Consider the following 23,347-nt stretch of genomic DNA (forward strand, 5'->3'; position numbering starts at 1 on the left):
AAACCTACCCCTTGGCGGGCGGTGAATCAATGGATGCCGCCATTAGGCACCTATTCGCCGAGGAGCCCAACAAGCGTGCGCAACGCAGCGTTTCGGAGACCTTGGGTCCCTGGACCGGCAGCCAGGATATCCCGGCTGGACGTGCCCAGGACCTGCGGGTACGCGGCCCCGAAGGTCCGGCGCAGGTCCGCAGGGGTTGCACCCTGCGCGCCCAGTCCGGGGGCGAGGATCGGTCCCCGGACCGCCGGAAGGTCCAGGTGCAGGTCAGTCAACGCTGATCCCACGGTGGCGCCGACGACGAGTCCAACGGACCCCAGGCTGCCGGCATAACGGCTGTTCTCTGCCGCTGCCGCCTCGACGATCCGCCGGGCCACGGAGTCGGCTCCGCCCACATGCTGCACGGAAGCGCCCTCCGGATTGGAGGTCAGCGCCAGGACAAAAACGCCGCGGCCGTTGTCCGCGGCCAGGTCAAGGGCCGGGCGGAGCGACTCAAACCCCAGGTACGGGCTGAGGGTCACGGAGTCGGCCGCCAGGGACGAGCCGTCCCGCAGCCAGGCGTCCGCGTAGGCAGCCATCGTGGAGCCGATATCGCCCCGCTTGGCGTCGGCGATGGTGAGGACCTGTGCCTGCGCTGCCGCGGCCAGGACCTCTTCAAGGACTGCCATCCCGGCCGAGCCGTGGCGCTCGTAAAGCGCCACCTGCGGCTTCACCGCGGCAGCGAGCGAACCGACGGCCTCCAGGACCGTCAGCGAGAACCGCCTCAGCCCTGCGGCGTCGTCGGCCAGTCCCCAGTCGTTCAGGAGTGCCGGGTGCGGGTCAATACCCACGCACAGCGGCCCGCGGGACGCCATGGCCGCCCCGAGCCGGGAGCCGAAGGACTCCCGGCCGGCGGGGCTTGATGAGGTGGAACCGGCCTCAGGCATGCTGCGAAACCGCAGACTCGGCCGCCGCGTTCTCCGCAGCTGCCTTCTGGGACGCCACCAGCGCAGCGGCGTGCTCCTGCAGGCTGGTCACTGACCACTCGTAGGTGCGCATGGCCTCGATGGCCTGCACCGCGGCGTTGAACTCTGCCACCGTGGTGATGCAGGGGATGCCGATGGAGGTCGCGGCGGCGCGCAGGGCGTAGCCGTCGCTGCGGGCTTCGCCGCCGGAGGGCGTGTTGAAGACCATGTCGATCTCGCCGGCGATGACGAGGTCTGCGATGGTGCCCTCGCCTTCGGCGCTGCTGCCCTCGGCGACCTTGCGGACCGTGCTGGCCTGGATGCCGTTGCGGCGCAGGACGTCGGCGGTGCCGCCGGTGGAGACGATCTCAAAGCCGAGGTCCGAGAGGCGCTTGACGGCCATGATGACCGCCCGCTTGTCCCGGTTGGCCACGGAGACGAAGATCTTGCCTTCGGTGGGCAGGGCATTGTTGGCGGCTGCCTGGCTCTTGGCGAAGGCGGTGTCGAAGTGCTTGTCGATGCCCATGACTTCACCGGTGGACCGCATTTCCGGCCCGAGCAGCGAGTCCACAACCTTGCCTTCCGGGGTGCGGAAGCGGCTGAACGGAAGCACGGCTTCCTTGACCGAGACCGGAGCGTCGAGCGGCAGCGTGGAGCCGTCACCGGTTTCCGGCAGCATCTTGTAGGCGGTCCGGAGCTGGTGGATGGTGACACCCGTGCCGATCAGCGCGGCGGCCTTGGCCATCTGGACGCCCGTGGCCTTGGAGACGAACGGCACGGTGCGGGAGGCACGCGGGTTCGCTTCGAGCACGTAGAGAACGTCCGAGGCCAGCGCGAACTGGATGTTGATCAGGCCGCGGACGCCCACGCCCTCGGCGATGGCGCGGGTTGCCGTGCGGACACGCTCGATCACGTTGTTGCCCAGGGTGATGGGAGGCAGGACACACGCGGAGTCGCCGGAGTGGATACCGGCCTCCTCGATGTGTTCCATGATGCCGCCCAGGTACATGTCGGTGCCGTCGAAGAGCGCGTCGACGTCGATTTCGACGGCGTCCTCCAGGAAGCGGTCGATCAGCACCGGGTGGTCCGGGGTAATTTCCGTGGCGTTGGCGATGTACCGGGAGAGGTTCGGCTCGTCGTAGACGATTTCCATACCGCGGCCGCCGAGCACGTAGGACGGGCGGACCAGGACGGGGTAGCCAATCTCGTCGGCGATTTTCTTTGCGTCCTCGAAGGACACCGCGGTGCCGTTCTTCGGGGCGATCAGTCCGGCGTTGTCGAGTACGCGGGAGAACTCCCCGCGGTGCTCGGCGAGGTCGATCGCTTCCGGTGACGTGCCAAGGATGGGGACGCCGGCGTCGGCCAGCTGCTGTGCAAGCTTCAGCGGCGTCTGGCCACCGAGCTGCACAAAGACACCCATCACGCCGCCGGTGCGTTCCTCTGCGGCGATGACCTCGAGGACGTCCTCAAGGGTCAGCGGCTCGAAGTATAGGCGCGTGGAGACGTCATAGTCCGTCGAGACGGTCTCCGGGTTGCAGTTGACCATAACGGTCTCATAGCCGGCCTTGCGCAGCGCCATGGAGGCGTGGACGCAGGAGTAATCGAACTCGATGCCCTGGCCGATGCGGTTGGGACCGGAGCCGAGGATCAGGATGGACGGCTTGGAGTGCAGCGCAATCTCGTCCTCCTCGTCGTAGGACGAGTAGTGGTACGGGGTGTAGGCGGCGAACTCGGCGGCGCAGGTATCCACCGTCTTGTAGACCGGACGGATCCCGAGCGCCTGCCGCACACCGCGGACCACGGCTTCGGAGTTGTGCGTGAGGGAACCGATCTGCTCGTCCGAGAAGCCGTGGCGCTTGGCGCGCTTGAGCATCTCCACGGTCAGGGCTCCGGCCTGGCGGATCTCATGGGAGATCTCATTGAGCAACTGGAGCTGGTCCAGGTACCAGGGGTCGATCTTGGTGGCTTCGAACAGCTGTTCCACGGTGGCGCCGCCGAGCAGGGCACGCTGGACCTGGTGCAGGCGTTCGGTGGTGGGCCGCTTGGCCTTCTCGATCAGCTCCGGGACTTCCCACTCGGGGACGGAGGTGAAGTCCAGCTGCGATCCCTTCTGCTCAAGGGAGCGCAGCGCCTTCTGCAGGGCCTCGGTGAAGTTGCGGCCCATGGCCATGGCTTCGCCCACGGACTTCATGGTGGTGGTGAGGGTGTCGTCGGCGGCCGGGAACTTCTCGAAAGCGAAGCGCGGGACCTTGACCACCACGTAGTCCAGGGTGGGCTCGAACGACGCCGGGGTCTTCTGCGTGATGTCGTTCGGGATCTCGTCCAGCGTGTAGCCGAGGGAGAGCTTGGTGGCGATCTTGGCGATGGCGAAGCCCGTGGCCTTGGACGCCAGGGCGGAGGACCGGGATACACGCGGGTTCATCTCGATGACCACTACCCGGCCGGTGTCCGGCTCGATGGCGAACTGGATGTTGCAGCCGCCGGTGTCCACGCCCACCTCACGGATGACGGCGATGGAGATATCGCGTAGCCGCTGGTATTCGCGGTCCGTCAGGGTCAGTGCGGGCGCCACGGTGATGGAGTCGCCGGTGTGCACGCCCACGGGGTCGAAGTTCTCGATGGAGCAGACCACCACGACGTTGTCGTTTTTGTCGCGCATCATCTCAAGCTCGTACTCCTTCCAGCCGAGGATGCTCTCTTCAAGCAGCACCTCGGACGTGGGGCTGTACTGCAGGCCCTGGCCCACGATGCGGCGGAGGTCATTCTCGTTGTAGGCCAGGCCCGAGCCGAGGCCGCCCATGGTGAAGGAAGGCCGGACCACCATGGGGTAGCCGAGGTCCTCGGCGGCGGTGAAGGCCTCGTCCATGGTGTGGATGATGTGGCTGCGGGCCGATTCGGCGCCGCAGCGTTCCACCACGCCCTTGAACTTTTCGCGGTCTTCGCCGAGCTCGATGGCGGCGATGTTCGCACCGATGAGTTCCACGTTGTACTTGGCCAGCACGCCGTTCTTGTCCAGCGCGATGGCTGTGTTCAGCGCGGTCTGCCCGCCCAGGGTGGGCAGGATCGCGTCCGGGCGCTCCTTGGCGATGATCTTCTCCACCACCTCAGGGGTGATGGGTTCGATGTAGGTGGCGTCGGCGAACTCGGGGTCCGTCATGATGGTGGCCGGGTTCGAGTTCACCAGGATGACCCGCAGGCCCTCCTCCTTGAGGACACGCAGTGCCTGGGTGCCGGAGTAGTCGAACTCCGCGGCCTGGCCGATGACGATCGGGCCGGAACCGATGACCAGGACGCTCTTAAGGTCAGTTCTCTTGGGCATTACTTCTTGTCCTCAGTCTTGGAATCGGTGGTGTTCTCTGAGCCGGTTTTGGTGACGGCCATCAGGTCGATGAAACGGTCAAACAGGTAGGCGGCGTCGTGCGGGCCGGCTGCGGCTTCCGGGTGGTACTGCACCGAGAAGGCGGGGATGTCCAGGCACGCGAGGCCTTCGACGACGTCGTCGTTGAGGCTGATGTGGCTGACCTCGACACGGCCGTAGCGCTCCTCGGGAGCCTGTGTGGCGCCGTCGAGCGGTGCGTCCACGGCGAAGCCGTGGTTCTGCGAGGTGATCTCCACCTTGCCAGTGCGGCGGTCCAGGACGGGCTGGTTGATGCCGCGGTGGCCGTAGCGGAGCTTGTAGGTGCCGAAGCCCAGGGCGCGTCCCAGGATCTGGTTGCCGAAGCAGATGCCGAAGTACGGCAGCTTCTCGTCCAGGACGGAGCGCAGCAGTTTGACCTGGGCGTCAGCCGTGGCGGGGTCTCCGGGGCCGTTGGACATAAAGAAGCCGTCCGGGTTGACGGCCTTGACGTCCTCGAGGGTGGAGGTTGCCGGCAGGACATGGACCCGGACGCCGCGCTCGGCGAAGCGGATGGGGGTCATGGCCTTGATGCCGAGGTCGATCGCGGCAATGCTGAAGCGCGGCTCGCCGTCCCAGCCGTGGTCCTGGGGATCCACCACATAGGCTTCGCTGACGCTGACTTCCTCGGCCAGGCGGGCGCCTTCCATCGGGGCGCTGGCCAGGACCGAGTCAAGGAGCTCCTTGTCCGTGGCCTTGGCGGCCGCACCCGAGAAGATGCCGGCGCGCATGGTCTTGTGCTCGCGCAGGTGTCGGGTGATGGCGCGGGTGTCCACGCCCTGGATGCCGACGATCCCCTGCTCGATGAGTTCCTCGTCCAGGGAGCGTTCGGAGCGCCAGTTGGAGGGGCGGCGAGCGGCGTCGCGGACGATGTAGCCGGCCACCCAGATGCGCCGGGATTCGGCGTCGTCGCTGTTCACACCCGTGTTGCCGATGTGTGGCGCCGTCTGCACCACCAGCTGGCGGGCGTAGGAAGGATCGGTAATGGTTTCCTGGTAGCCGGTCATACCGGTGGCGAACACGGCCTCGCCCAGGGCAGTACCCTGCGCGCCGTAGCTGGTGCCGCGGAACATCCGGCCGTCCTCCAGGACGAATACCGCCGGTGTGGGAACTGTGGTGGAAAGGGCTGCTGGTGCCGCGGTCTCTGCTTTTGCTGTCGCTGTTTCTGTCACTGTCTTACTTTCCACTCTGGGGATCCTGGGAATGTTCCTGGGGGGCTGCGGCGATCAATTGCTGAAGGGAGTCATAGAGGGCGTCTTTGTCGGCGGCCCGGCGGGTCCGGAAACCCGTGTCGAGTTCGTGGGTCCCGAGGTCCCAGGTGAGGACCAGGAGGCCGTCCTTTTCAACGAACTTGCCGGCCATTCCGCTTTCCTGCCGGACGGCGGTGAGGCTTCCTGCCGGGATGTAGAGCGCCGGGGCACCCGTTCTGTCGAAGAGGACGCCGTGCGGGTACACGCTGAGAACGGCATTGGTCCGGATGCCAAGCCTGTGGACCGCGATCCGGTCCAGCCAGTCTCCGGCGGTGGTGGACGCAACGTACTGGCCGTCGGCCCCGGCGAGGGGCACCCCGGGCGCCTCGGGCACGTCGGGCAACCGGCCGACGTCGGCCTGCCGCCTGAGTCGGTTGCGCCAGCCTACCCAGATCATCAGCAGGACAACAGCGATGAGCACCGTCGTGATGAGGCCGGTGAGTAGTTTGGTGTCCATCAGGAGGCGCCTGCCGCAGACGCCGCCGGTTCGCGGTACGGCGTGTTGAGCTTTCCGTCCAGGACGGTGGGGTGGCCCTTGTAGAAGGTGGACACCACCTTGCCCGGCAGCTCCAGGCCGGCGAACGGGGAGTTGCGGCCCATGGTTGCCATCGTGGCAGGGTCAACGGTCCAGCGTGCCGCCGGGTCCACCAGGATCATGTTGGCGGGTTCGCCGGCGTCCAGGGGACGGCCCTGGTCCGCCACTCGGCCGATCTGCGCCGCCGCGGTGGAGGTCACGCGGGCGAAATCGGCCCAGGTCATGAGGCCGGTTTCGATCATGGTGTGCTGGACCACGGACAGAGCGGTTTCCAGCCCGGTCATGCCCATGGCGGCCTGTGCCCACTCGCATTCCTTGTGCTCGCTCGGGTGCGGGGCGTGGTCGGTGCCCACCACGTCGATGGTGCCGTCAGCCAGGCCGGCGCGCAGTGCCTGTACATCTGCATCTGTCCGCAGCGGCGGGTTGACCTTGTAGACGGGGTTGTAGCTGCGGACCAGGTCGTCGGTGAGCAGAAGGTGGTGCGGGGTGACTTCGGCGGTGACGTTGATGCCGCGTGCCTTGGCCCAGCGGATGATTTCCACGGAGCCGGCGGTGGAGACGTGGCAGACGTGCAGGCGGGAGTTCACGTGCTGCGTCAGCAGGACGTCACGGGCGATGATGCTCTCCTCGGCCACCGCCGGCCAGCCGGTGAGTCCCAGGACGGCGGAGACGGCGCCCTCGTTCATCTGGGCCCCGGCGGTAAGGCGGGGTTCCTGCGCGTGCTGGGCCACCACGCCGTCGAAGGCTTTGACGTACTCCAGGGCGCGGCGCATCAGCACGGGATCGTGGACGCAGATGCCGTCGTCGGAGAACATGCGGACCTGGGCGCGGGAATCTGCCATGGCGCCGAGTTCGGCGAGCTGCTCGCCGGCCAGGCCGACGGTCACGGCGCCGACAGGACGGACGTCCACCCAGCCGGCCGCGCGGCCGAGGCTGTGGACCTGTTCCACCACACCGGCGGTGTCCGCCACCGGGTTGCTGTTGGCCATGGCGTGGACCGCGGTGAACCCGCCCAAGGCGGCGGCGCGGGTGCCGGTTTCGACGGTTTCAGCGTCTTCGCGGCCGGGTTCGCGCAGGTGCGTGTGCACGTCCACCATGCCGGGCAGGGCCACCAGGCCGGCGGCTTCGATGATGGTGGCGCCATGGGCGTCTTGGTGGGTGGCAGCGGCTGCGCCCCGGGCGGCGATGACGCCGCCACTGATCAGCAGGTCCTCGGCCCCGGCGCCCAGGATCGACGCACCGCGGATCAGATAGGTTCCGTTGTTCTCTGCCATCAGTTGCTCTCCTTGGTGGAATGGGCGGCGTTTGAACGCGCTTCATTGGTGCGGGCTGCGCCCGCTGTGGCGGCTGGTTCGCGGGTATCCCCGGAGAGCAGCAGATAGAGGGTGGCCATCCGGACCGAGACGCCGTTGCGCACCTGCGCAAGCACGGTGGAACGGGGTGAGTCGGCGGCGGCGGAAGAAATCTCCAGGCCTCGGTTCATGGGTCCGGGATGCATGATGATGGTGTCCTTCAGTCCCAGGCTGTCCAGGGCCCGGAGCCGGTTGTCATCGAAGCCCCAGCGGCGCGAGTATTCGCGGGTGGAGGGGAAGAACGAGGCGTTCATCCGCTCGCCCTGCACGCGCAGCATCATCACGGCGTCCACACCCTGCGCCAGGGTGTCGTCCATGTCGTAGCTGACCTTGCACGGCCAGTGTTCGACGCCGATGGGCAGCAGGGTGGGTGGCGCCACGAGTGTGACTTCGGCGCCGAGCGTGCGGAGCAGCCAGACGTTGGAGCGGGCCACGCGGGAGTGCAGGACGTCCCCGGCGATGGCTACGCGCATGCCTTTGAGGTCCGACCCGGTCGAGGCGGATCCCGCCAGCTTTGACCAGTGCCGGCGCATGGTGAAGGCGTCCAGGAGGGCCTGCGTGGGGTGTTCGTGGGTGCCGTCGCCGGCGTTGATGACGGCGGCGTCGATCCAGTCCGTGGCGGCGAGCCGGTGCGGCGCACCCGAGGCCCAGTGCCGGATCACAACGGCGTCCGCGCCCATGGCTGCCAGCGTCTGGGCTGTGTCCTTGAGGGATTCGCCCTTGGAGACGGAGGAGCCCTTCGCGGCGAAGTTGATGACGTCGGCGGACAGCCTCTTGGCGGCCGCTTCGAAGGAGATCCGCGTGCGGGTTGAGTCTTCGAAGAAGAGGTTCACCACGGTGCGGCCGCGGAGGGCCGGGAGCTTTTTGACTTCGCGGTCCCCTACGGCAGCCATTTCCTCGGCGGTGTCGAGGATGCGGATGGCGTTGGCCAGGCTGAGGTCTTCGGTGGAGAGGAGGTGTTTCACGCGCCGCCCTCGATAACTACTTCGTTGACTACGGAACCGTCGGCGGCGGTGTCGGTTTCCTCAAGGCGGACCCGGACCTTCTCGGCGGACGAGGTGGGCAGGTTCTTGCCCACGTGGTCGGCCCGGATGGGCAGCTCACGGTGGCCGCGGTCGATCAGCACAGCGAGCCGGACGATCCGCGGACGGCCGAGGTCGATGATGGCGTCAAGGGCGGCACGGATGGTGCGGCCGGAATACAGGACATCATCGATGAGCACCACAACCTTGTTATCGATTCCCGTGCGCGGGAGCTGGGTGGGGTACGGCGGCCTGGTGGGCTGGTGGGAAAGGTCATCGCGGAACATGGTGACGTCCAGCTGCCCGACAATGGCGGTGGCGTCCACGTTGGGGTCCGCGGCTGCAATCTTGTGTGCGAGGCGGACGGCCAGCGGGTAACCGCGGCGCGGGATGCCCAGCAGGACCAGGTCCTCGGCCCCTTTGTTGGCCTCAAGGATCTCGTGGGCGATTCGAGTGAGTGCACGGTCAATGTCCGCCTGGTTGAGGACAACCCTGGCTGGAACCGGTGCGTTTGTAACAGAAGTCAAACTCTCGTCTCCCCTTTCCCCGCCTCACGGGACGGAATTAAAAAAGGATCATTTGCGTTTCAAAATTACCACATCGGGCGGGGCATCATAGGCTTCCAGTATGTCCATGCACCCTCATCAGCCGGGTTCCGGCCCGGCCAGCGGGCCGGCCGGGCCACCGGATTCCTTCCCCACGCAGGCCAACCCCAGCTGGATGGGCCGGGTTGAGCCGGAGTACTACCGTCCCGCGCCCGGAATCAACGCAGCTCAGCTGCCGCCGCTGGGGCCTCCGCCGGCAACCCTGGCAGGCAGGCGGCCCGCAGGCCTCCTGGCCCTCACGGTGGGCGGCGCCGCCCTTGTGTTCCTGAGCCTGTTCCTGGTGGTGCCCTTCCTGCTGGCCAACACCGGCGTGGGCGGCTTCCTGGTGGGCTTTGTGGTGTCGCTGATCCCGCTGTCCGCGGTGCTCCTTGCCGTCTACCTGATCGACCGGTGGGAACCGGAACCAAAGCGGCTCCTGCTCTTCGCATTCACCTGGGGCGCGGCCGTGTCCATCGCCGTCACACTGCTCATCCAGCCGCTCTTTGCCCTGACCTTCCAGTTCAGCGATGTGGCGGACTTCCAGACGTTTATGGCCACCGTCCAGGCGCCCGTGGTGGAGGAGTTCGCGAAGTCCCTGGGCCTGCTGCTGATCCTGCTGCTGGCGCGCAAACACTTCGACGGTCCGGTGGACGGCATAGTCTTCGCCTTCACCATCGCCGGCGGCTTCGCGTTCACCGAAAACATCCTCTACTTTGGACGGGCCATCGCCGAATCCGCCAACCCGGGAACGGACCTGGCCCAGATCTTCCTCCTCCGCGGCGCGATGTCACCCTTCGCCCATGCCATTTTCACGGGAACCACCGGCCTCATCATGGGTTTCGCTGCCCGCCGCTGGCACCCCGGGGCCTCGGTGCTGGCCTTTGTCATCGGACTGATCCCGGCGATGCTGCTGCATAACCGGTGGAACAGCATGGGCGCGGGGTTCCTGGCCGAGTACATCCTGATCCAGGTGCCCATCTTTGTGCTGGCTATTGTGGGCATCATCCTCCTCCGCGTCGCTGAAAACCGGCTCACGCGCCAACGGCTGATGGAATATTCCGCGGCTGGCTGGTTCAGCCCCGCCGAGGTGGAACTGCTGGCCACCCCGCGCGGCCGGCGGACCGCCCTGCAGTGGGCGGCCGGCTATAACCGCCGCCCGCAGATGAAGGCGTTCCTGCACTCTGCCACCCAGCTCGCCTTCATCCGGCAGCGCATCCTCAGCGGCCGCGACGTCCGGCTGCACCAGATGGAGGAACAGCAGCAACTTCAGCGGATTCTGTCGTTGCGCGCCGCCGTCGCGGGCTGACGTGGGCGCTGTTCGGTTCCTCCTGCCACGTTCCCCGGAGAGCTTCCGGCAAAGCCGTCATTGACAGTGCCTCATCGAGGACTTTGCCGAAGTTCTCCGCATCGTGGGCGAAACGGCCCAGGAAAAGCCCGGAGACGCCGTCGAGCGCGGGCAGCAGCCCTGGCCTGGCCGACCCGCCATAGATGACCGGCAGCTCCCCCAACGCGTCGCCGGCCTCGTGCGAATGGGCAGCCAGCAGCGTCCGCAGTGAACGCACGACGGCGGCGACGCAGCCTGCGTCGGCGGGCTCCGCTGCGCCAATGGCCCAGACCGGTTCGTAGGCGATCATGAGCCGGGATGCCAGGGCCCAGTCACCGCCGACCGCCTCGTCGATCTGCTGATGGACAAATGCAGCCGCTCCGCTGGCTCCGGTCCCGGTTTTTTCATCGCGTGTTTCCTCGCCCACGCACAGCAGCGGGGTAATGCCGGCGTCGTCGGCTGCCCTGACTTTCCGGGCGATCATGGTGTTATCCTCGCCGAAGTGCCGCCGCCGTTCGGCGTGGCCGATCTCCACGAGGCTTACCCCAAGCTCGGCCAGAAGCGACGGCGACACCTCACCTGTCCACGGGCCGTCCGCCCAGCCGCAGTTCTGGGCCCCCAGCAGAAGCGGTGATCCTGAGATGACGCTGCCGGCGGCCGGAAGAACCGGGAAGGAAGGGATCACAAACGGGACCACACGCCCGGCCGCAAGGGCCGGACGGGAGTCCACTTCATGCCGTATGCGGGCGAGCCAGTCCAGGCAGTCCCGGTATCCCATGTACATCTTGGTGCTGACGCCGATGTAGAGGATCTCCGGGGTGCCGCTCTGGTCAGCGCTGCTCCATTCAGTCATGGTGTCCGGTCACTTGTTGTCGAGCAGATCGTCGGCCTTGTTGCGGAACCTCTTGGTGGCGTACATCATGATGGCCGCCACGAACGGAAGCACGCCTAGGGCGTACACGCCCATGGTGCCGGTGTCCGATGCGGTGACCTGGTTGACCGTGGTCCGCAGGATGGGGGCCACGAAGCCGCCCAGGTTACCCAGCGAGTTAATCAAGCCGATGCCCGCAGCGGCCGCCGTTCCGGTGAGGAACGCCGTCGGGTAGGACCATGCGATGGGACCGATCGAGAGGAAGCTGCACACCGCGAGGGTGATGAAGATGATGCCCAGCGCCGGGAGGTGGTTGGAGCCCGCCCAGGCGGAGCCGAAGATGCACAGGCCGGTGGAGATAAACAGGCCCGTGCCCCAAATGCGGCGGCGGACGATGGTGTTGGCAGCCTTGCCGATGAAGTAGCACGCGAAGATGCCGAAGAACCATGGGATGGCCGCCAGCAGGCCGACTTCGATGCCCACCTTCTGCCCGGTGAGCTGTGCCACCTGCTGCGGCAGGTAGAACGTCACGCCGTAGACGGCAATCTGGAGGCAGAAGTAGATGGCGGTGAAGTACCAGACCTTGCGGTTCTTCATGGCGGCGAGGACTCCGCGGGGGCCGTCCTTTTCCTTGACCCCGTCTTCGAGGGCCATAACGTCCAGAAGCGCCTTTTTCTCGTCCTTGTCCAGGAATTTCGCGTCCTGCGGGGAGTTGATGAGGAAGAAGTACGCCGCAATACCGGCGAGTACCGCCAGCATGCCTTCAACGAAGAACATGACTTGCCAGCCGGCAACGCCGGGAACCTGGTCGCCGATGTTGATGAGCCACCCCGACAGCGGGGCGCCCATCATCTGGGAGAACGGCTGGGCCAGGTAGAAGATGGCGAACATCTTTACGCGGACCTTGTTGGGGAACCAGGCGGCCAGGAACATGATGACGCCCGGGAACAGGCCGGCCTCGGTGACGCCCAGCAGGAAGCGCAGGATGATGAAGGACGTCTCGCCCTGGACGAAGGCGAAGCAGGCGGAGACGATGCCCCACGTGATGGCGATGCGGGCCAGCCACACCTTGGCACCGAACTTGGTCAGCAGCAGGTTGGAAGGGATCTCGAACAATGCGTAGCCGATGAAGAAGATTCCGGCGCCGAGGGCATATGCGCCGGCGGTGATGCCTCTGTCCACTTCCAGTGCTGCCTCGGCGAAGCCCACGTTGGTGCGGTCCAGGAATGCCACGACGTACAGGATGACGAGCATCGGCATCAGCCGGAAGGAGGCTTTGGAGATCGCCGATTTGAGGACCGGTGAATCCAGTAACTCCTTGGTGGCGTTTGTTCCAGTGGTGACAGTCATTCAAACTCCTCGTTGAGTAAGTAGGTGAGCAAATCAGTGGAAGGTGGAGCGATTAGAGCGAGAAGGCGATGAGTATTGCGCCGACCAGGCAGGCGAACACGCCCACGGCCATGTAGATTCTGCGTTCCTTGGTCCAGGAGCCCATGGTGGTCCTTCCTAGTGCATGTAGAGTCCGCCATCCACGTTCAGCGTCTGGCCGGAGATGTATCCGGCGTCCTCGCTGATGAGGAAGGCGATGGCTGCTGCGATGTCGCGGGTGGAACCGACGCGGTTGACCACGAGGTCCTTGGTGAGTTCGTCTTTGCGTTCCTGGCTGAGGGTGCCGCCCATGATGTCCGTGTCGACGGGGCCAGGGGAAATGGCGTTGACCGTGATGTCATACTCCCCCAGTTCGCGGGCGGTGGCGCGGGTCAGGCCGATGACCCCTGCCTTGGCCGCGGAGTACGGCGTTTTGGAGAAGGTGCCGCCGCCGCGTTGCGCGGAGACGGAAGAGATGTTCACGATGCGTCCGATCCGGTTCTTCGCCATGGATTCGGCGACGCGGCGGGTGGCGTAATGGACACCGTTGAGGTTGATGCTCATGACGCGGTCCCATTCAGCGGCGTCCAGTTCAAGATACGGAACAGGCGAGCTGACGCCGGCCACATTGGCCAGTGCGACGACCTGTGGCAGCTCTGCTTCGATCGAGTCGATGGCTGCGCGGACGGAGGCTTCGTCGCCGATGTTGGCGCCGACGCCGTGGGCCTTCACGCCGTACTGGGCGGCGATTTCCTTGGCGGTGGCCTGGGACTGGGCGTCATCCAGGTCGATGATGCCGATGTTCCAGCCCTGGGCGGCAAGGTATCCGGCCGTGGCACGGCCGATACCGCGTTCGGAGACGGCGCCGGTGATGATTGCGGTGCGTTCAGTGGGGAAAGTGGTCATGGAAATGCTCCTTAGTTGATGGGGGCCGGGCCGAGCCCGTCGATGAGCTTCTGCATGGCCACGTAGGCCCTGTTCCGGTAGGCGATGAGTTCCGGGGTGCGTTCGGCCGGGACGTTGAGGAAGCCCGCGCCGGTCTTGGTGCCGAGTTTGCCTGCTTCCACTAGGTCACTCAGGATCTTGGGCGTGGCGAAGCGTTCCGGGAATTCGGTCTGCAGGGAGTTGTAGCAGAAGTTGTAGACGTCCAGTCCGGCCATGTCTGCGATGGCGAACGGACCGAAGAACGGCAGGCGGAAGCCGAAGGTGGTGCGGACCAGGGTGTCCACGTCCTCAGCGGTAGCGATTCCCTGCTCCACGAGCTGCGCGGCCTCGTGGAAGAGGGCGTACTGCAGGCGGTTCAGGACGAATCCTGTGACGTCCTTGACCACCGCGGTCTGCTTGTTGGCGGCATGGACCAGGTCCCGGACGGCGCCGATGGTGGCCGCCGACGTACCGGCATGCGGGATGATTTCCACGCCAGGGATGAACGGGGACGGGTTCGAGAAGTGCACGCCCAGGAACCGCTCCGAGTTGGCGACCGGCTCGGACAGCTCCGCGATGGAGATGGTTGACGTGTTGGAACCGATGATGGCGTCCGGCCGGGCGGCGGCGCTGATCCGGGCCAGCGTCTGGTGCTTGATGGCGATGACTTCGGGCACGGCTTCTTCGATGAAGTCGGCATCCGCCACGGCTTCCTCGATGTCGTTGGCGGCCCACAGATTCTGCTTGAGGATGGCGGTTGAACCCTCGGGGAACAGTCCGTCGGCCACGAACTGGTCCGATTCGGCCAGCAGACGGTCATAGTTCTTCTGCGCCACCTCGGCGGAGACATCGGCCAGGGCAACGCGGGCTCCGCCCAGTGCCAGGACCTGGGCGATACCGCCGCCCATGTAGCCCGATCCGACGACGGCGATCTTGCGTGCGCTGTTGGGTGTTGTGGTCATGATCAGACTGCCTTCGTGTATTCGGGCTCATAGGAGCAGATGGCGTCGACCTTGTCGGCGGACGCTGAACTTTCATCAAAGCGGTACTTGAGCCACTCGCCCACGAGCTTCTTGGCGAGTTCCAGGCCGATGACCCGCTGGCCCAGGGTGAGGACCTGGGCGTTGTTGCTGAGGACGGAGCGCTCCACGGAATAGCTGTCGTGGGCCGTCACGGCCCGGATTCCGGGGACCTTGTTGGCTGCGATGGCCACGCCCAGTCCCGTTCCGCAGATGAGGAGTGCACGGTCGGCGTCGCCGTCGGCCACCTTACGGGCGGCATTGACCGCGACGTGCGGGTAGGCGGTGGCATCGTTGGCCCCAACACCGATGTCCAGCACAGAGGCAACGCGGCTGTCTGCCGCAAGCAGCGCTTTCAGTGCTTCCTTGTATTCAACGCCGGCCTCATCGTTGCCGATGACTATGCGCCACCCTGCGTGGGTATTCATGTCGTTGCTCCTTTTCCAGCCGCGGAGGCCAGTTCAGAATGGGCCAGCCCTGATTGCGTGAAGCCTGGCTCCGCGGGCCCGGCGTGGAAGTATGCGGCAATCCGTTCGGCGATCAGTCCAAAGGAGACCGCGCCGGGGTCGGGGTGCCCGAGGCTCTTTTCGGCCAGCGGACGGGCGCGGCCCTTGAGCGGGCGCAGTTCCGCTGTCTTCGCGGCCGCCGCCCGGGCAGCGACTGCGGCTGCGGTGAGAGACCCTGCGAGGGAGGTGCCGCCGTCGAACTCCCGGAGAAGAGCCTCCCGGAAGGGCAGGAGCGCGTCCACCATGGTCTTGTCGCCCGGCTCGGCCTTGCCGAGCTCTGTAATGGCACCCACGAATGCGGTCACGGCGGCAACCGCGTCCTCGTCGGTGTAGGTTTCCCGGTTGCCCAGGGCCAGTCCTGAAGCGATGACCGCGGATCCCCACAGTGCGCCTGAGGTGCCGCCGGCTCGTTCGCTCCAGGCTTCGCCGGCTGCTTCAAGCACCCGCCCTACCGAAGCTCCGGCCGCTGCGGCCTGCGCGGCGGCGTCGACTGCGGCTTCCACGCCGCGGCGCATGCCGATGCCGTGGTCGCCGTCGCCGGCAATGGCGTCCAGGTTGCCCAGTTCCTCTTCGTGCTCGACGACGACGTCCCGAACCTGGGCGAGCACGGCGGCTGCCAGCTGGCCCAGGTCAGCGGAAGCCAGTGACGGTGATTCCGCCTCGGCTGCCTCAAGGTCTTCCTGCTGTACAGCGTCGCGGCGGGCACGCTTTGCAAGGTTGCCCTTGCGGTAGGCCGGTGAGTCTGCAGGGGCGGCCCAGTAGCGTTCGAGTTCCTCGTCCAGCCAGAGCAGCGTGAGGGAAAGTCCGGACATGTCCAGGCTCGTGACCAACTCGCCGCATTCCGGTTCCACCACTGTCAGTCCGGCGTTGACGAGGAGTTTCTCGATCTTGCCGAACAGGAGGAAGAGTTCATCGTACTTGACGGTCCCCAGTCCGTTGACGATGGCCACCACGCGGCTTCCGCGGCGATCCGGGGTGTCCGCGAGGAGGCGCGAGACCAACAGTTCGGCGAGTTCGGACGCCGTGGGCATGGGATGTTCCGAGATGCCCGGTTCCCCGTGGATGCCCAGGCCCAGGGACATCTGGCCTACGGGCACGTGGAAGAGCGGTTCGCCGGCGCCGGGCAGCGTGCAGCCGTCGAAGGCCACGCCCAGGGAACGCGTGCGGTCATTGGCCTTGATGGCGAGCCGTTCCACCTCGTCCAGGCCCAGACCTGCCTCGGCGGCGGCGCCGGCAATCTTGAAAACCGTGAGGTCGCCGGCAATGCCGCGGCGCTTTCCGATCTGGTCCGGTGGTGCACTGGCGATGTCGTCCGTGACGGTGACGGTGCGGGTCTCGATGCCTTCGGCGTTCAGGCGCAGCTGCGCCTGGCCGAAGTGAAGGACGTCGCCCGCGTAGTTGCCGTAGCTCAGCAGCACTCCCCCGCCGGCGTTTGCCTCTTTGGCCACGCGGTAAATCTGCCCGGCGGCCGGTGAAGCGAACATGTTGCCGCAGGCGGAGGCTGTTGCCAGCCCCGGCCCAACCAGACCGGCGAAGGCCGGGTAGTGGCCGGAGCCGCCGCCGACGACCAGTGCAACCTGGCCGGCGGGCACCTCAGTCGAGCGGACCACACCGCCGTCAACGCGGGCAACGTATGCGCGGTTGGCAGCGATGAAGCCGTCCAGCGCCTCATCCGCGAAATCAGCGGGATTGTCAAAGATCTGCGTCATGGCTCTTCCTAGACTCCTGCCAGTTCCGCGGCGGGCTGTTGCCGCCCCTGGGACACCTGGCTCTGGCCCAGGGCGTAGCCGTCCCGCTTCGGCAGGACATGGCGGCGGAGGTACTCCTGGTTGCGTGCCGTAACGCTCAGGCCGTCCCCGCCGTAGTGCTCGGCGCAGATGATGCCCTGGTAGCCGGCGGCGAGTGCAACCTTGAAGGCTTCGCGGTAGTTGATGAGGCCGCTCTCCATCGGGGCGGGCATGGTGATGTAGCTGTCCCGCGCCACGTCCTCGTCCCGGATGTAGTTCTTCATGTGCCAGTAGTTCGAGTACGGCATGGTCTTGGCTACCATTTCGCGCCAGTCCTCGATGGGCCGGTGCAGCCGGATCAGGTTGCCGAGGTCCGGGTTGAGCCCAACATTGGCCAGGCCGATGTCCTGCACCAGCTGTACTGAGGAGTCTGCCGTGCCGAGGTAGGTATCCTCGTACATCTCCAGGGAGAGCAGGACGCCGGCGTCTGCTGCGTGCTTGCCCAGCTCACGGATGCGGGAGACTGCCTTGCCCCACACTTCCTTGTCCCCCACCGGGTCCTTGTAGCCCTCAACGGTCCAGAACCACAGCTGCTTCTGCTGCTCCGGAGTAATGGCTTGGTGCAGTCCGAAGGAAACTACTTCGCAGCCGAGCTCGGCGGCTGCGTCGATGGTCCGGTGGCTGTAGGCGAGGTTGTCTGCCCAGTCCGTCTGGTGGATCACGCTGCGGCGGATGGCGGAAATGACCGGGATCCCGATGCCCACAATCTCTGCGGTCTGCTTGAACTCGGCGAGCCGCTCGTTGCTCAGATCGCCGGGGCGGACCCAGCTGTCGGTCAGGTCAGCGTTGGTGAAGCCGGCTTCCTTGACCTCGGTCAGGACTTCCGCCCAACTGGACGCGTCGGCGTCATTGATCTGTGTGCCCTTGGCATCAGTTCCCGGAAACTGCAGCAGTGCCGCGGTGATGGGCCAATTCTCAGCTGTGTAAGCCACGGTGCTTTACTCCTCTTCGTAATCCTCTTTCCTATAGGATCTACTATCAAAAAAGAGTTGTCAAGATCACATCCTGGCTGGGTCCTCCCAAACTAGATAGGGCTCTGGAGCGCTACCTGGATGGGGCCGGGTTTAGCTTTCCGGGGCGTCGGCAATGGCCCGGGAACGGACCTTGCGGATGTGGTCCGCCATGGCTGCCGCTGCTTTGTCCGGATCCCCGGTGGTAACGGCATCCAGGACTGCCTGGTGTTCCGCGATGGCGTGCTCGGCGTCCGTAATGCCCACGCCGCCAAAAAGCCGGAACCGTTGGACCTGTCCCCCAAGGGCTGAGTAGGCGGCCTCCATAAACTGATTGCCCGTTTGCCGCGCAATCAGCTGGTGGAACCTCTCGTCCGCTTCGAGGTAGTCCTTGAACTCGGCAAACGAAGGTCCCCGCGGTGCGGATTTCAAGTCCTCGACGGCCTTCCCGAGCTCGGCCAGGCCGTGCTGGTTGATGCGTTCACAGGCCAGCCGGGCGTTGACGGGCTCGATTGCCAACCGCGCCTCCATCAGCTCCGCAAAATCCTCTTGCGTAAAAACGGGAGCCACGCGGTAGCCTTTCAGCGCCACCCTGCGGACCATTCCGGTGTGCTCAAGCCGTGCAAGGGCCTCGCGGACCGGAGTGGGAGAAACGTCCAGTTCGCGGGCCGTCCCGTCAATGCTGACCACGGCGCCGGGCGCCAGCCGGCCATCCATGAGGGAGGCCAGGAGCTCCGCATAAACGTGGTCCGCCAGCACCTCGCGGCTGACCGCGCGGCCGGTCCTGCGGGGGCCGGTCTGGTCATCTGTGCTGCTGCCGGCGCGGGGGCCTGGGGACGCGTTTTGCATAGTCAGATCCTATAGGAAGCGCCGGTCAGCGATCGTTTCCGGGACGCAAAGTGCCCCGGCCAGGTGGACCTGGCCGGGGCTCTTCATGACGCTCTGCGCGGGCTCTTTGCCCGCGCCGTAACAGCTCAGGCCAAGAGGGAGGGCTTCAGCTGCTGCAGCCGGCCGAGGAGGCCGTTAATGAACGACGGCGATTCATCCGTTGAGAGCGTCTTGGACAGTGCCACTGCCTCACTGACCGCGACACCGTCGGGAACGTCGTCGTTGTACAGCAGTTCCCAGGTGCCGATCCGCAGGATGATCCGGTCCACCGAAGGCATACGTTCCAGGGTCCAGCCCTGGGAATAGGTCTCGAGGAATTCGTCGATGGCGGTCTGCTGTGAGACGACGCCTTCCACGATTTCCAAGGTGTACGGGTTCACGATCTGGTCTGTCAGTTCGCGCCGGGACCTGAGTACATCGAAGGCGGAAACCGAGCGCTGCTCAGCTTCGAAGAGGACATCCAGCGCCCTGTTACGGGCCTTACCGCGTGCGCTCACTACTCGCTGACCCGGCCGAGGTAGCTGCCGTCGCGAGTATCGACCTTGACCTTGGTGTTGTTCTCGACGAACAACGGAACCTGGATCTCGTAGCCGGTTTCCAGCGTTGCGGGCTTGGTGCCGGCCGAGGAGCGGTCGCCCTGCAGGCCAGGCTCGGTGTAGGTGATCTCCAGGACAACGCTGGGAGGAAGTTCGATGTAGAGCGGGTTGCCTTCGTGGATGGCGATGTTCACCATCTGGTTCTCCAGCATGAAGTTGGTGGCGTCGCCAACAGTGGCGCCGGAGACGGTGAGCTGGTCGAAGTCCGAGGTGTCCATAAACACGAAGTCGGCGCCGTCCTGGTACAGGTACTGGTAGTCGCGGCGGTCAACCGTGGCGGTCTCGATCTTAAGGCCGGCGTTGAACGTCTTGTCTACAACTTTGCCGGACATCACGTTCCGCATCTTGGTCCGCACAAACGCGCCACCTTTGCCGGGCTTGACGTGCTGGAATTCAATGATGTTCCAGAGCTGGCCCTCAAGCTTCAGGACCGTTCCGTTCTTGATGTCGTTAGTGGTTGCCACTGGTATCCTCTGGTTTCTATCTGTCTGGTCAGTTGTCAGACGTTCTATGCCGGCCAGGCATGCCGAACGGCCCGCCAGCGCGTGTTTATCAAAAATCCAAGAACCATTCTACCGGTAAAACCCGGGCGGCCTGCGTCCGGGCTTTACCGGCCGCCCACCCCGGAACGTGACAGGCGTGTCAGCAGGCGAGATCCAGGACGTCGCGGGCCCGCTGTAGCGCCACGGTGGACGAGTAGATCTGTGCGGCATCAGCCGATTGCGCGACCCGCAGATCCAGTGCACGGGCAAAGGCTTCCACCGCGGCGGACGTGTGTCCGGCGGCGTATTGAGTCTTGCCCAGGTGTTGCAGGACCAGGGCTTCACGGTCAGTGCCTTGGAACTCCGCGAGCAACTGCCTGAACAAATCAAGGGCGCGGTCGGTGCGGTGTGAGACGCGCAGCACCTCGGCCTCGAACGTGCGGAGCCGGAAGGACTCAGGGTCCTTGAAGCGGGCCTCCGCGAGCAGTTCGGCCGCCTCCGCAGCGTGCCCTTCCACGATCAGGACGAAGATCTGGTCTGACGGGTCCGTGGACGCCGCCAGGGCCGCGCGGCAGGCGTCCTCGTTGACAATCTCCGGCAGCAGGGAGACCGGGTTGATCCGGATTCCGGGGAAGCCAGCCTCGGGCCAGTCGCTGGTGCCCGCCACGTCGCCCTGCATCAGGAGGCGATTTCCTGGTAGGCCGCGAAGAGCAGGGATGTGTCCGGGACATCCAGGATGCCCGGCTTGGCGATGCCGTCCAGGACCACAAAACGCAGGAGGTCCCCGCGTGATTTCTTGTCCCGCCGCATGCCGTCCAGCAGCCCCTGCCAACGGTCCCGCCGGTACGTGACCGGGAGTCCCAGTGTTTCCAGGATGCTGCGGTGGCGGTCGGCGTCGGCGTCGCTGAGCCGGCCAACGCTGCGGGCAAGTTCAGCGGCGAACATCATGCCCACCGATACTGCCGCGCCGTGGCGCCAGGAGTACCGCTCCACCAGTTCAATGGCGTGGGCCAGGGTGTGGCCGTAGTTCAGGATTTCGCGCAGCCCGGATTCCTTGAGGTCTTCCGAGACCACTTTGGCCTTGACCGCAATGGCGCGTTCAATGAGTTCGCGCAGGGCGTCCGATCCGGGGTCGGTGGCCGCCGCCGGGTCCTTTTCAACCAGGTCAAGGATGGCCGGATCTGCGATGAAGCCGCACTTGATAACTTCTGCCATGCCGGAAATGATTTCATTCCTGGGCAACGTGTTAAGGGTATCCAGGTCCACCAGCACTCCGGCCGGCGGGTGGAAGGAGCCCACCAGGTTCTTGCCCTCAGCCGTATTAATGCCGGTCTTTCCACCCACGGAAGCATCCACCATGCCCAGCAGGCTGGTAGGCATGTGGATGACCTTCACGCCGCGGAGCCAGGTGGCCGCCACAAAACCGGCCAGGTCGGTGACGGCCCCGCCGCCCACTGCCACGATGGCGTCGGAGCGCGTGAAATCGTTCTGGCCCAGGACCTGCCAACAGAAAGCGGCGACCTGGATGTGTTTTCCCTCTTCGGCGTCCGGGATTTCCGCGGTCAGCGAGGTGAAACCCGCTGCAGCCAGCTCGTCGCGGACAGTATCACCCGTGAGCCGCAACGCACGGGGATGGATGACCAGGACACGCCGCACCCGCTCCCCCAGCAACGCCGGAAGGTTCCCCAGCAGACCGCGGCCAACTACGACGTCGTAATTCTGCCCAGCGGATTCGCCGGTGACCTTGATGACTGTTGAATCAACGCTCAATTTTCAACTTCCTGTTTGGCGGCCGCGTAGTCACGCAGCGCAACTTCGAGCCGGTGTCCCAGCTCGCTGACCGAGCCATGGCGGACATCCACCACGAGGTCGGCCAGCCGTTCGTAAACGGGTTTCCTGGTGGCAAAGAGGGCGGACCATCGGGCCATGGCATCGCCGGCAAGCAGCGGCCGGCCCGAGTTCCGGGCAATGCGGACGGCCACGGTTTCCTCATCGCATTCGAGGTACACCACAGTGCAGCGGCCCAGAAGCTGCTGCGTGCCGGAATCCAGCACTGCACCGCCGCCCAGGGAAATCACGCTGGCCGAGCCTTCTGCATGCTCCACCGCGCTGGCCACCGTCCGGGCCTCAATCTCCCGGAACGCGTGCTCGCCGCGGCCGGCAAAAATGGAAGCGATACTGCCATGGGCGTCCACGATCAGATTATCCGTGTCGACAAACGGCACGTCCAGCAGCTTGGCCAGCTCGTGGCCGATCGCGGACTTCCCCACCGCCATGGGTCCGATGAGGACAATGGGCCGGTTGCCAGGCACACCGGCCTTACGGCTCCCGGGCACTAGTGGCCGATCGAGTCCAGGGATGCCGGAATGTTGTCCAGGTAACCCTTGATGTTGCGGGCGGTCTCCGCCACGGAGTCACCGCCGAACTTTTCGGTGACGGCTTCCGCCAGGACCAGCGCCACCATCGCCTCAGCCACCACGCCGGCAGCCGGCACGGCACAGACGTCGGAGCGCTGGTGGTGCGCCTTGGCAGGCTCTCCCGTGCTGACGTCAACTGTGCGCAGGGCGCGGGGCACCGTGGCGATGGGTTTCATGGCCGCACGTACGCGCAGGACGTCGCCGATGCTCATGCCGCCTTCGATGCCGCCGGCCCGGTTGCTGGTCCGGATGATCTTGCCGTCCGCGTCCTTGACGATTTCGTCGTGGGCAGCGGAGCCGCGGCGCGCAGCTGTCAGGAAACCGTCGCCGACCTCCACGCCCTTGATGGCCTGGATGCCCATCAGGGCGGCGGCGAGGCGCGAATCAAGCCTGCGGTCCCAGTGGACATAGCTGCCCAGTCCCGGCGGCAGTCCGTACGCGAGTACCTCCACCACACCGCCCAGGGTTTCGCCTTCCTTGTGAGCAGCGTCAACCTCGGCCACCATGGCGTCAGAGGTCTCACGGTCAAAGCAGCGCAAAGGATCGGCGTCGAGCGCAATCACGTTGGCCGGAACGGGCAGCGGACGGCCCTCCGGTACGGTCACGCTGGCAATGGAGACTGTGTGGCTGACCAGTTCGATGCCGAGCGCTTTGAGGAACTGGGACGCCACGGTGCCCATGGCAACCCGTGTGGCGGTCTCCCGGGCGCTGGCGCGTTCCAGGACAGGGCGGGCCTCGGAGAATCCGTACTTCTGCATCCCGGTGAAGTCTGCGTGTCCCGGACGGGGCCGGGTCAGCGGTGCGTTGCGGGCCTGGTCCGCCAGGATTTCCGGATCCACGGGATCGGCAGACATGATCTGCTCCCACTTGGGCCATTCGGTGTTGGCGACTTGGACGGCCACAGGACCGCCCTGGGTCAGGCCGTGGCGGACGCCGCCGAGAATGGTCACGACGTCCTGCTCGAACTTCATCCGTGCGCCCCGGCCGTAGCCAAGACGGCGGCGTGCCAATGAATCGGCGATCTGCCCGCTGGTGAGTTCAACACCGGCGGGGACGCCTTCAATAATTCCCATCAGGGCCGGACCATGGGATTCACCGGCAGTCAACCAACGCAACATAATTTCCATCCTGCCACGT

22 protein-coding genes are annotated in these 23,347 nt (G+C 65.8%); 1 reads left to right on the forward strand and 21 read right to left on the reverse strand.

Annotated elements, in window-relative coordinates; all coding sequences use genetic code 11:
• Nucleotides 1-50: 50 nt before the first annotated feature.
• Genes pyrF through pyrR form a run of 7 tightly spaced genes read right to left on the reverse strand, consistent with a single transcriptional unit; the run spans nt 51 to nt 9,021 of the window.
• Nucleotides 51-923 (reverse strand): orotidine-5'-phosphate decarboxylase, encoded by an 873-nt coding sequence (pyrF, locus tag NG701_RS06580; protein ID WP_252565509.1) that lies wholly within the window; start codon nt 921-923, stop codon nt 51-53.
• Complete coding sequence (carB, locus tag NG701_RS06585; RefSeq protein ID WP_252565511.1) at nt 916-4,260, reverse strand: carbamoyl-phosphate synthase large subunit; 3,345 nt, start codon at nt 4,258-4,260, stop codon at nt 916-918. Before carB ends, pyrF begins: the two co-directional genes overlap by 8 nt.
• The gene (carA, locus tag NG701_RS06590; RefSeq protein ID WP_374208660.1) at nt 4,260-5,531 is read right to left on the reverse strand and encodes a glutamine-hydrolyzing carbamoyl-phosphate synthase small subunit; all 1,272 of its coding nucleotides are present in this window, start codon (nt 5,529-5,531) and stop codon (nt 4,260-4,262) included. Before carA ends, carB begins: the two co-directional genes overlap by 1 nt.
• Nucleotides 5,512-6,042, reverse strand: coding sequence for a PH-like domain-containing protein (locus tag NG701_RS06595; RefSeq protein WP_252565513.1), 531 nt, complete (start codon nt 6,040-6,042; stop codon nt 5,512-5,514). Before NG701_RS06595 ends, carA begins: the two co-directional genes overlap by 20 nt.
• Nucleotides 6,042-7,394, reverse strand: coding sequence for a dihydroorotase (locus NG701_RS06600; protein ID WP_252565516.1), 1,353 nt, complete (start codon nt 7,392-7,394; stop codon nt 6,042-6,044). Before NG701_RS06600 ends, NG701_RS06595 begins: the two co-directional genes overlap by 1 nt.
• Entirely contained in the window at nt 7,394-8,437 is a 1,044-nt protein-coding gene (locus NG701_RS06605) for an aspartate carbamoyltransferase catalytic subunit (protein WP_252565518.1), read from the reverse strand. The genes NG701_RS06600 and NG701_RS06605 overlap by 1 nt, the downstream gene beginning before the upstream one ends.
• Nucleotides 8,434-9,021, reverse strand: coding sequence for a bifunctional pyr operon transcriptional regulator/uracil phosphoribosyltransferase PyrR (gene pyrR / locus NG701_RS06610; RefSeq protein ID WP_252565519.1), 588 nt, complete (start codon nt 9,019-9,021; stop codon nt 8,434-8,436). Before pyrR ends, NG701_RS06605 begins: the two co-directional genes overlap by 4 nt.
• A gap of 100 nt (nt 9,022-9,121) precedes the next feature.
• Here pyrR and NG701_RS06615 point away from each other — a divergent pair, with 100 nt between their 5' ends.
• Nucleotides 9,122-10,384: a PrsW family intramembrane metalloprotease gene (locus tag NG701_RS06615; protein ID WP_252565520.1), complete on the forward strand. Its 1,263-nt coding sequence runs from the start codon at nt 9,122-9,124 to the stop codon at nt 10,382-10,384.
• Here the strand turns inward: NG701_RS06615 and NG701_RS06620 are convergent.
• The 14 genes from NG701_RS06620 to aroC form a co-directional block, all read right to left on the reverse strand.
• A complete protein-coding gene (locus tag NG701_RS06620; RefSeq protein ID WP_252565521.1) occupies nt 10,296-11,255 on the reverse strand; it encodes a triose-phosphate isomerase family protein in 960 nt (319 codons plus the stop codon). The genes NG701_RS06615 and NG701_RS06620 overlap by 89 nt on opposite strands.
• 9 nt (nt 11,256-11,264) lie before the next feature.
• On the reverse strand, nt 11,265-12,623 hold the full coding sequence (locus NG701_RS06625; RefSeq protein WP_252565522.1) for an MFS transporter: 1,359 nt from the start codon (nt 12,621-12,623) through the stop codon (nt 11,265-11,267).
• Nucleotides 12,624-12,779: 156 nt separating this feature from the next.
• Complete coding sequence (locus NG701_RS06630; protein WP_252565523.1) at nt 12,780-13,547, reverse strand: SDR family NAD(P)-dependent oxidoreductase; 768 nt, start codon at nt 13,545-13,547, stop codon at nt 12,780-12,782.
• An 11-nt stretch (nt 13,548-13,558) separates the two neighbouring features.
• Complete coding sequence (locus tag NG701_RS06635) at nt 13,559-14,527, reverse strand: 3-hydroxyacyl-CoA dehydrogenase family protein (RefSeq protein WP_252565524.1); 969 nt, start codon at nt 14,525-14,527, stop codon at nt 13,559-13,561.
• A 2-nt stretch (nt 14,528-14,529) separates the two neighbouring features.
• Nucleotides 14,530-15,012, reverse strand: a complete 483-nt coding sequence (locus NG701_RS06640; RefSeq protein WP_252565526.1) for a ribose-5-phosphate isomerase — start codon at nt 15,010-15,012, stop codon at nt 14,530-14,532.
• Nucleotides 15,009-16,799: a dihydroxyacetone kinase family protein gene (locus NG701_RS06645; protein WP_252565528.1), complete on the reverse strand. Its 1,791-nt coding sequence runs from the start codon at nt 16,797-16,799 to the stop codon at nt 15,009-15,011. Before NG701_RS06645 ends, NG701_RS06640 begins: the two co-directional genes overlap by 4 nt.
• An 8-nt stretch (nt 16,800-16,807) precedes the next feature.
• Complete coding sequence (locus NG701_RS06650; protein WP_252565530.1) at nt 16,808-17,809, reverse strand: sugar phosphate isomerase/epimerase family protein; 1,002 nt, start codon at nt 17,807-17,809, stop codon at nt 16,808-16,810.
• A 132-nt stretch (nt 17,810-17,941) separates the two neighbouring features.
• The gene (locus tag NG701_RS06655; protein ID WP_252565532.1) at nt 17,942-18,676 is read right to left on the reverse strand and encodes a GntR family transcriptional regulator; all 735 of its coding nucleotides are present in this window, start codon (nt 18,674-18,676) and stop codon (nt 17,942-17,944) included.
• A gap of 125 nt (nt 18,677-18,801) precedes the next feature.
• Nucleotides 18,802-19,212 carry a transcription antitermination factor NusB gene (nusB, locus tag NG701_RS06660; protein WP_056340263.1) on the reverse strand — a complete coding sequence of 137 codons (411 nt, stop codon included), beginning with the start codon at nt 19,210-19,212 and terminating at the stop codon, nt 18,802-18,804.
• On the reverse strand, nt 19,212-19,775 hold the full coding sequence (gene efp / locus NG701_RS06665; RefSeq protein WP_056340266.1) for an elongation factor P: 564 nt from the start codon (nt 19,773-19,775) through the stop codon (nt 19,212-19,214). The genes nusB and efp overlap by 1 nt, the downstream gene beginning before the upstream one ends.
• 178 nt (nt 19,776-19,953) lie before the next feature.
• A complete protein-coding gene (locus tag NG701_RS06670) occupies nt 19,954-20,472 on the reverse strand; it encodes a tetratricopeptide repeat protein (protein WP_252565534.1) in 519 nt (172 codons plus the stop codon).
• Nucleotides 20,472-21,563: a 3-dehydroquinate synthase gene (gene aroB / locus NG701_RS06675; RefSeq protein WP_058932360.1), complete on the reverse strand. Its 1,092-nt coding sequence runs from the start codon at nt 21,561-21,563 to the stop codon at nt 20,472-20,474. The genes NG701_RS06670 and aroB overlap by 1 nt, the downstream gene beginning before the upstream one ends.
• On the reverse strand, nt 21,560-22,105 hold the full coding sequence (locus tag NG701_RS06680) for a shikimate kinase (protein WP_308292587.1): 546 nt from the start codon (nt 22,103-22,105) through the stop codon (nt 21,560-21,562). The genes aroB and NG701_RS06680 overlap by 4 nt, the downstream gene beginning before the upstream one ends.
• A 23-nt stretch (nt 22,106-22,128) precedes the next feature.
• A complete protein-coding gene (gene aroC, locus NG701_RS06685) occupies nt 22,129-23,328 on the reverse strand; it encodes a chorismate synthase (protein WP_252565537.1) in 1,200 nt (399 codons plus the stop codon).
• Between the last annotated feature and the right edge of the window lie 19 nt (nt 23,329-23,347).

Origin of the sequence: Pseudarthrobacter cellobiosi (assembly GCF_023913815.1) — a bacterium.
In the GTDB taxonomy this organism is placed as follows: domain Bacteria; phylum Actinomycetota; class Actinomycetes; order Actinomycetales; family Micrococcaceae; genus Arthrobacter; species Arthrobacter cellobiosi.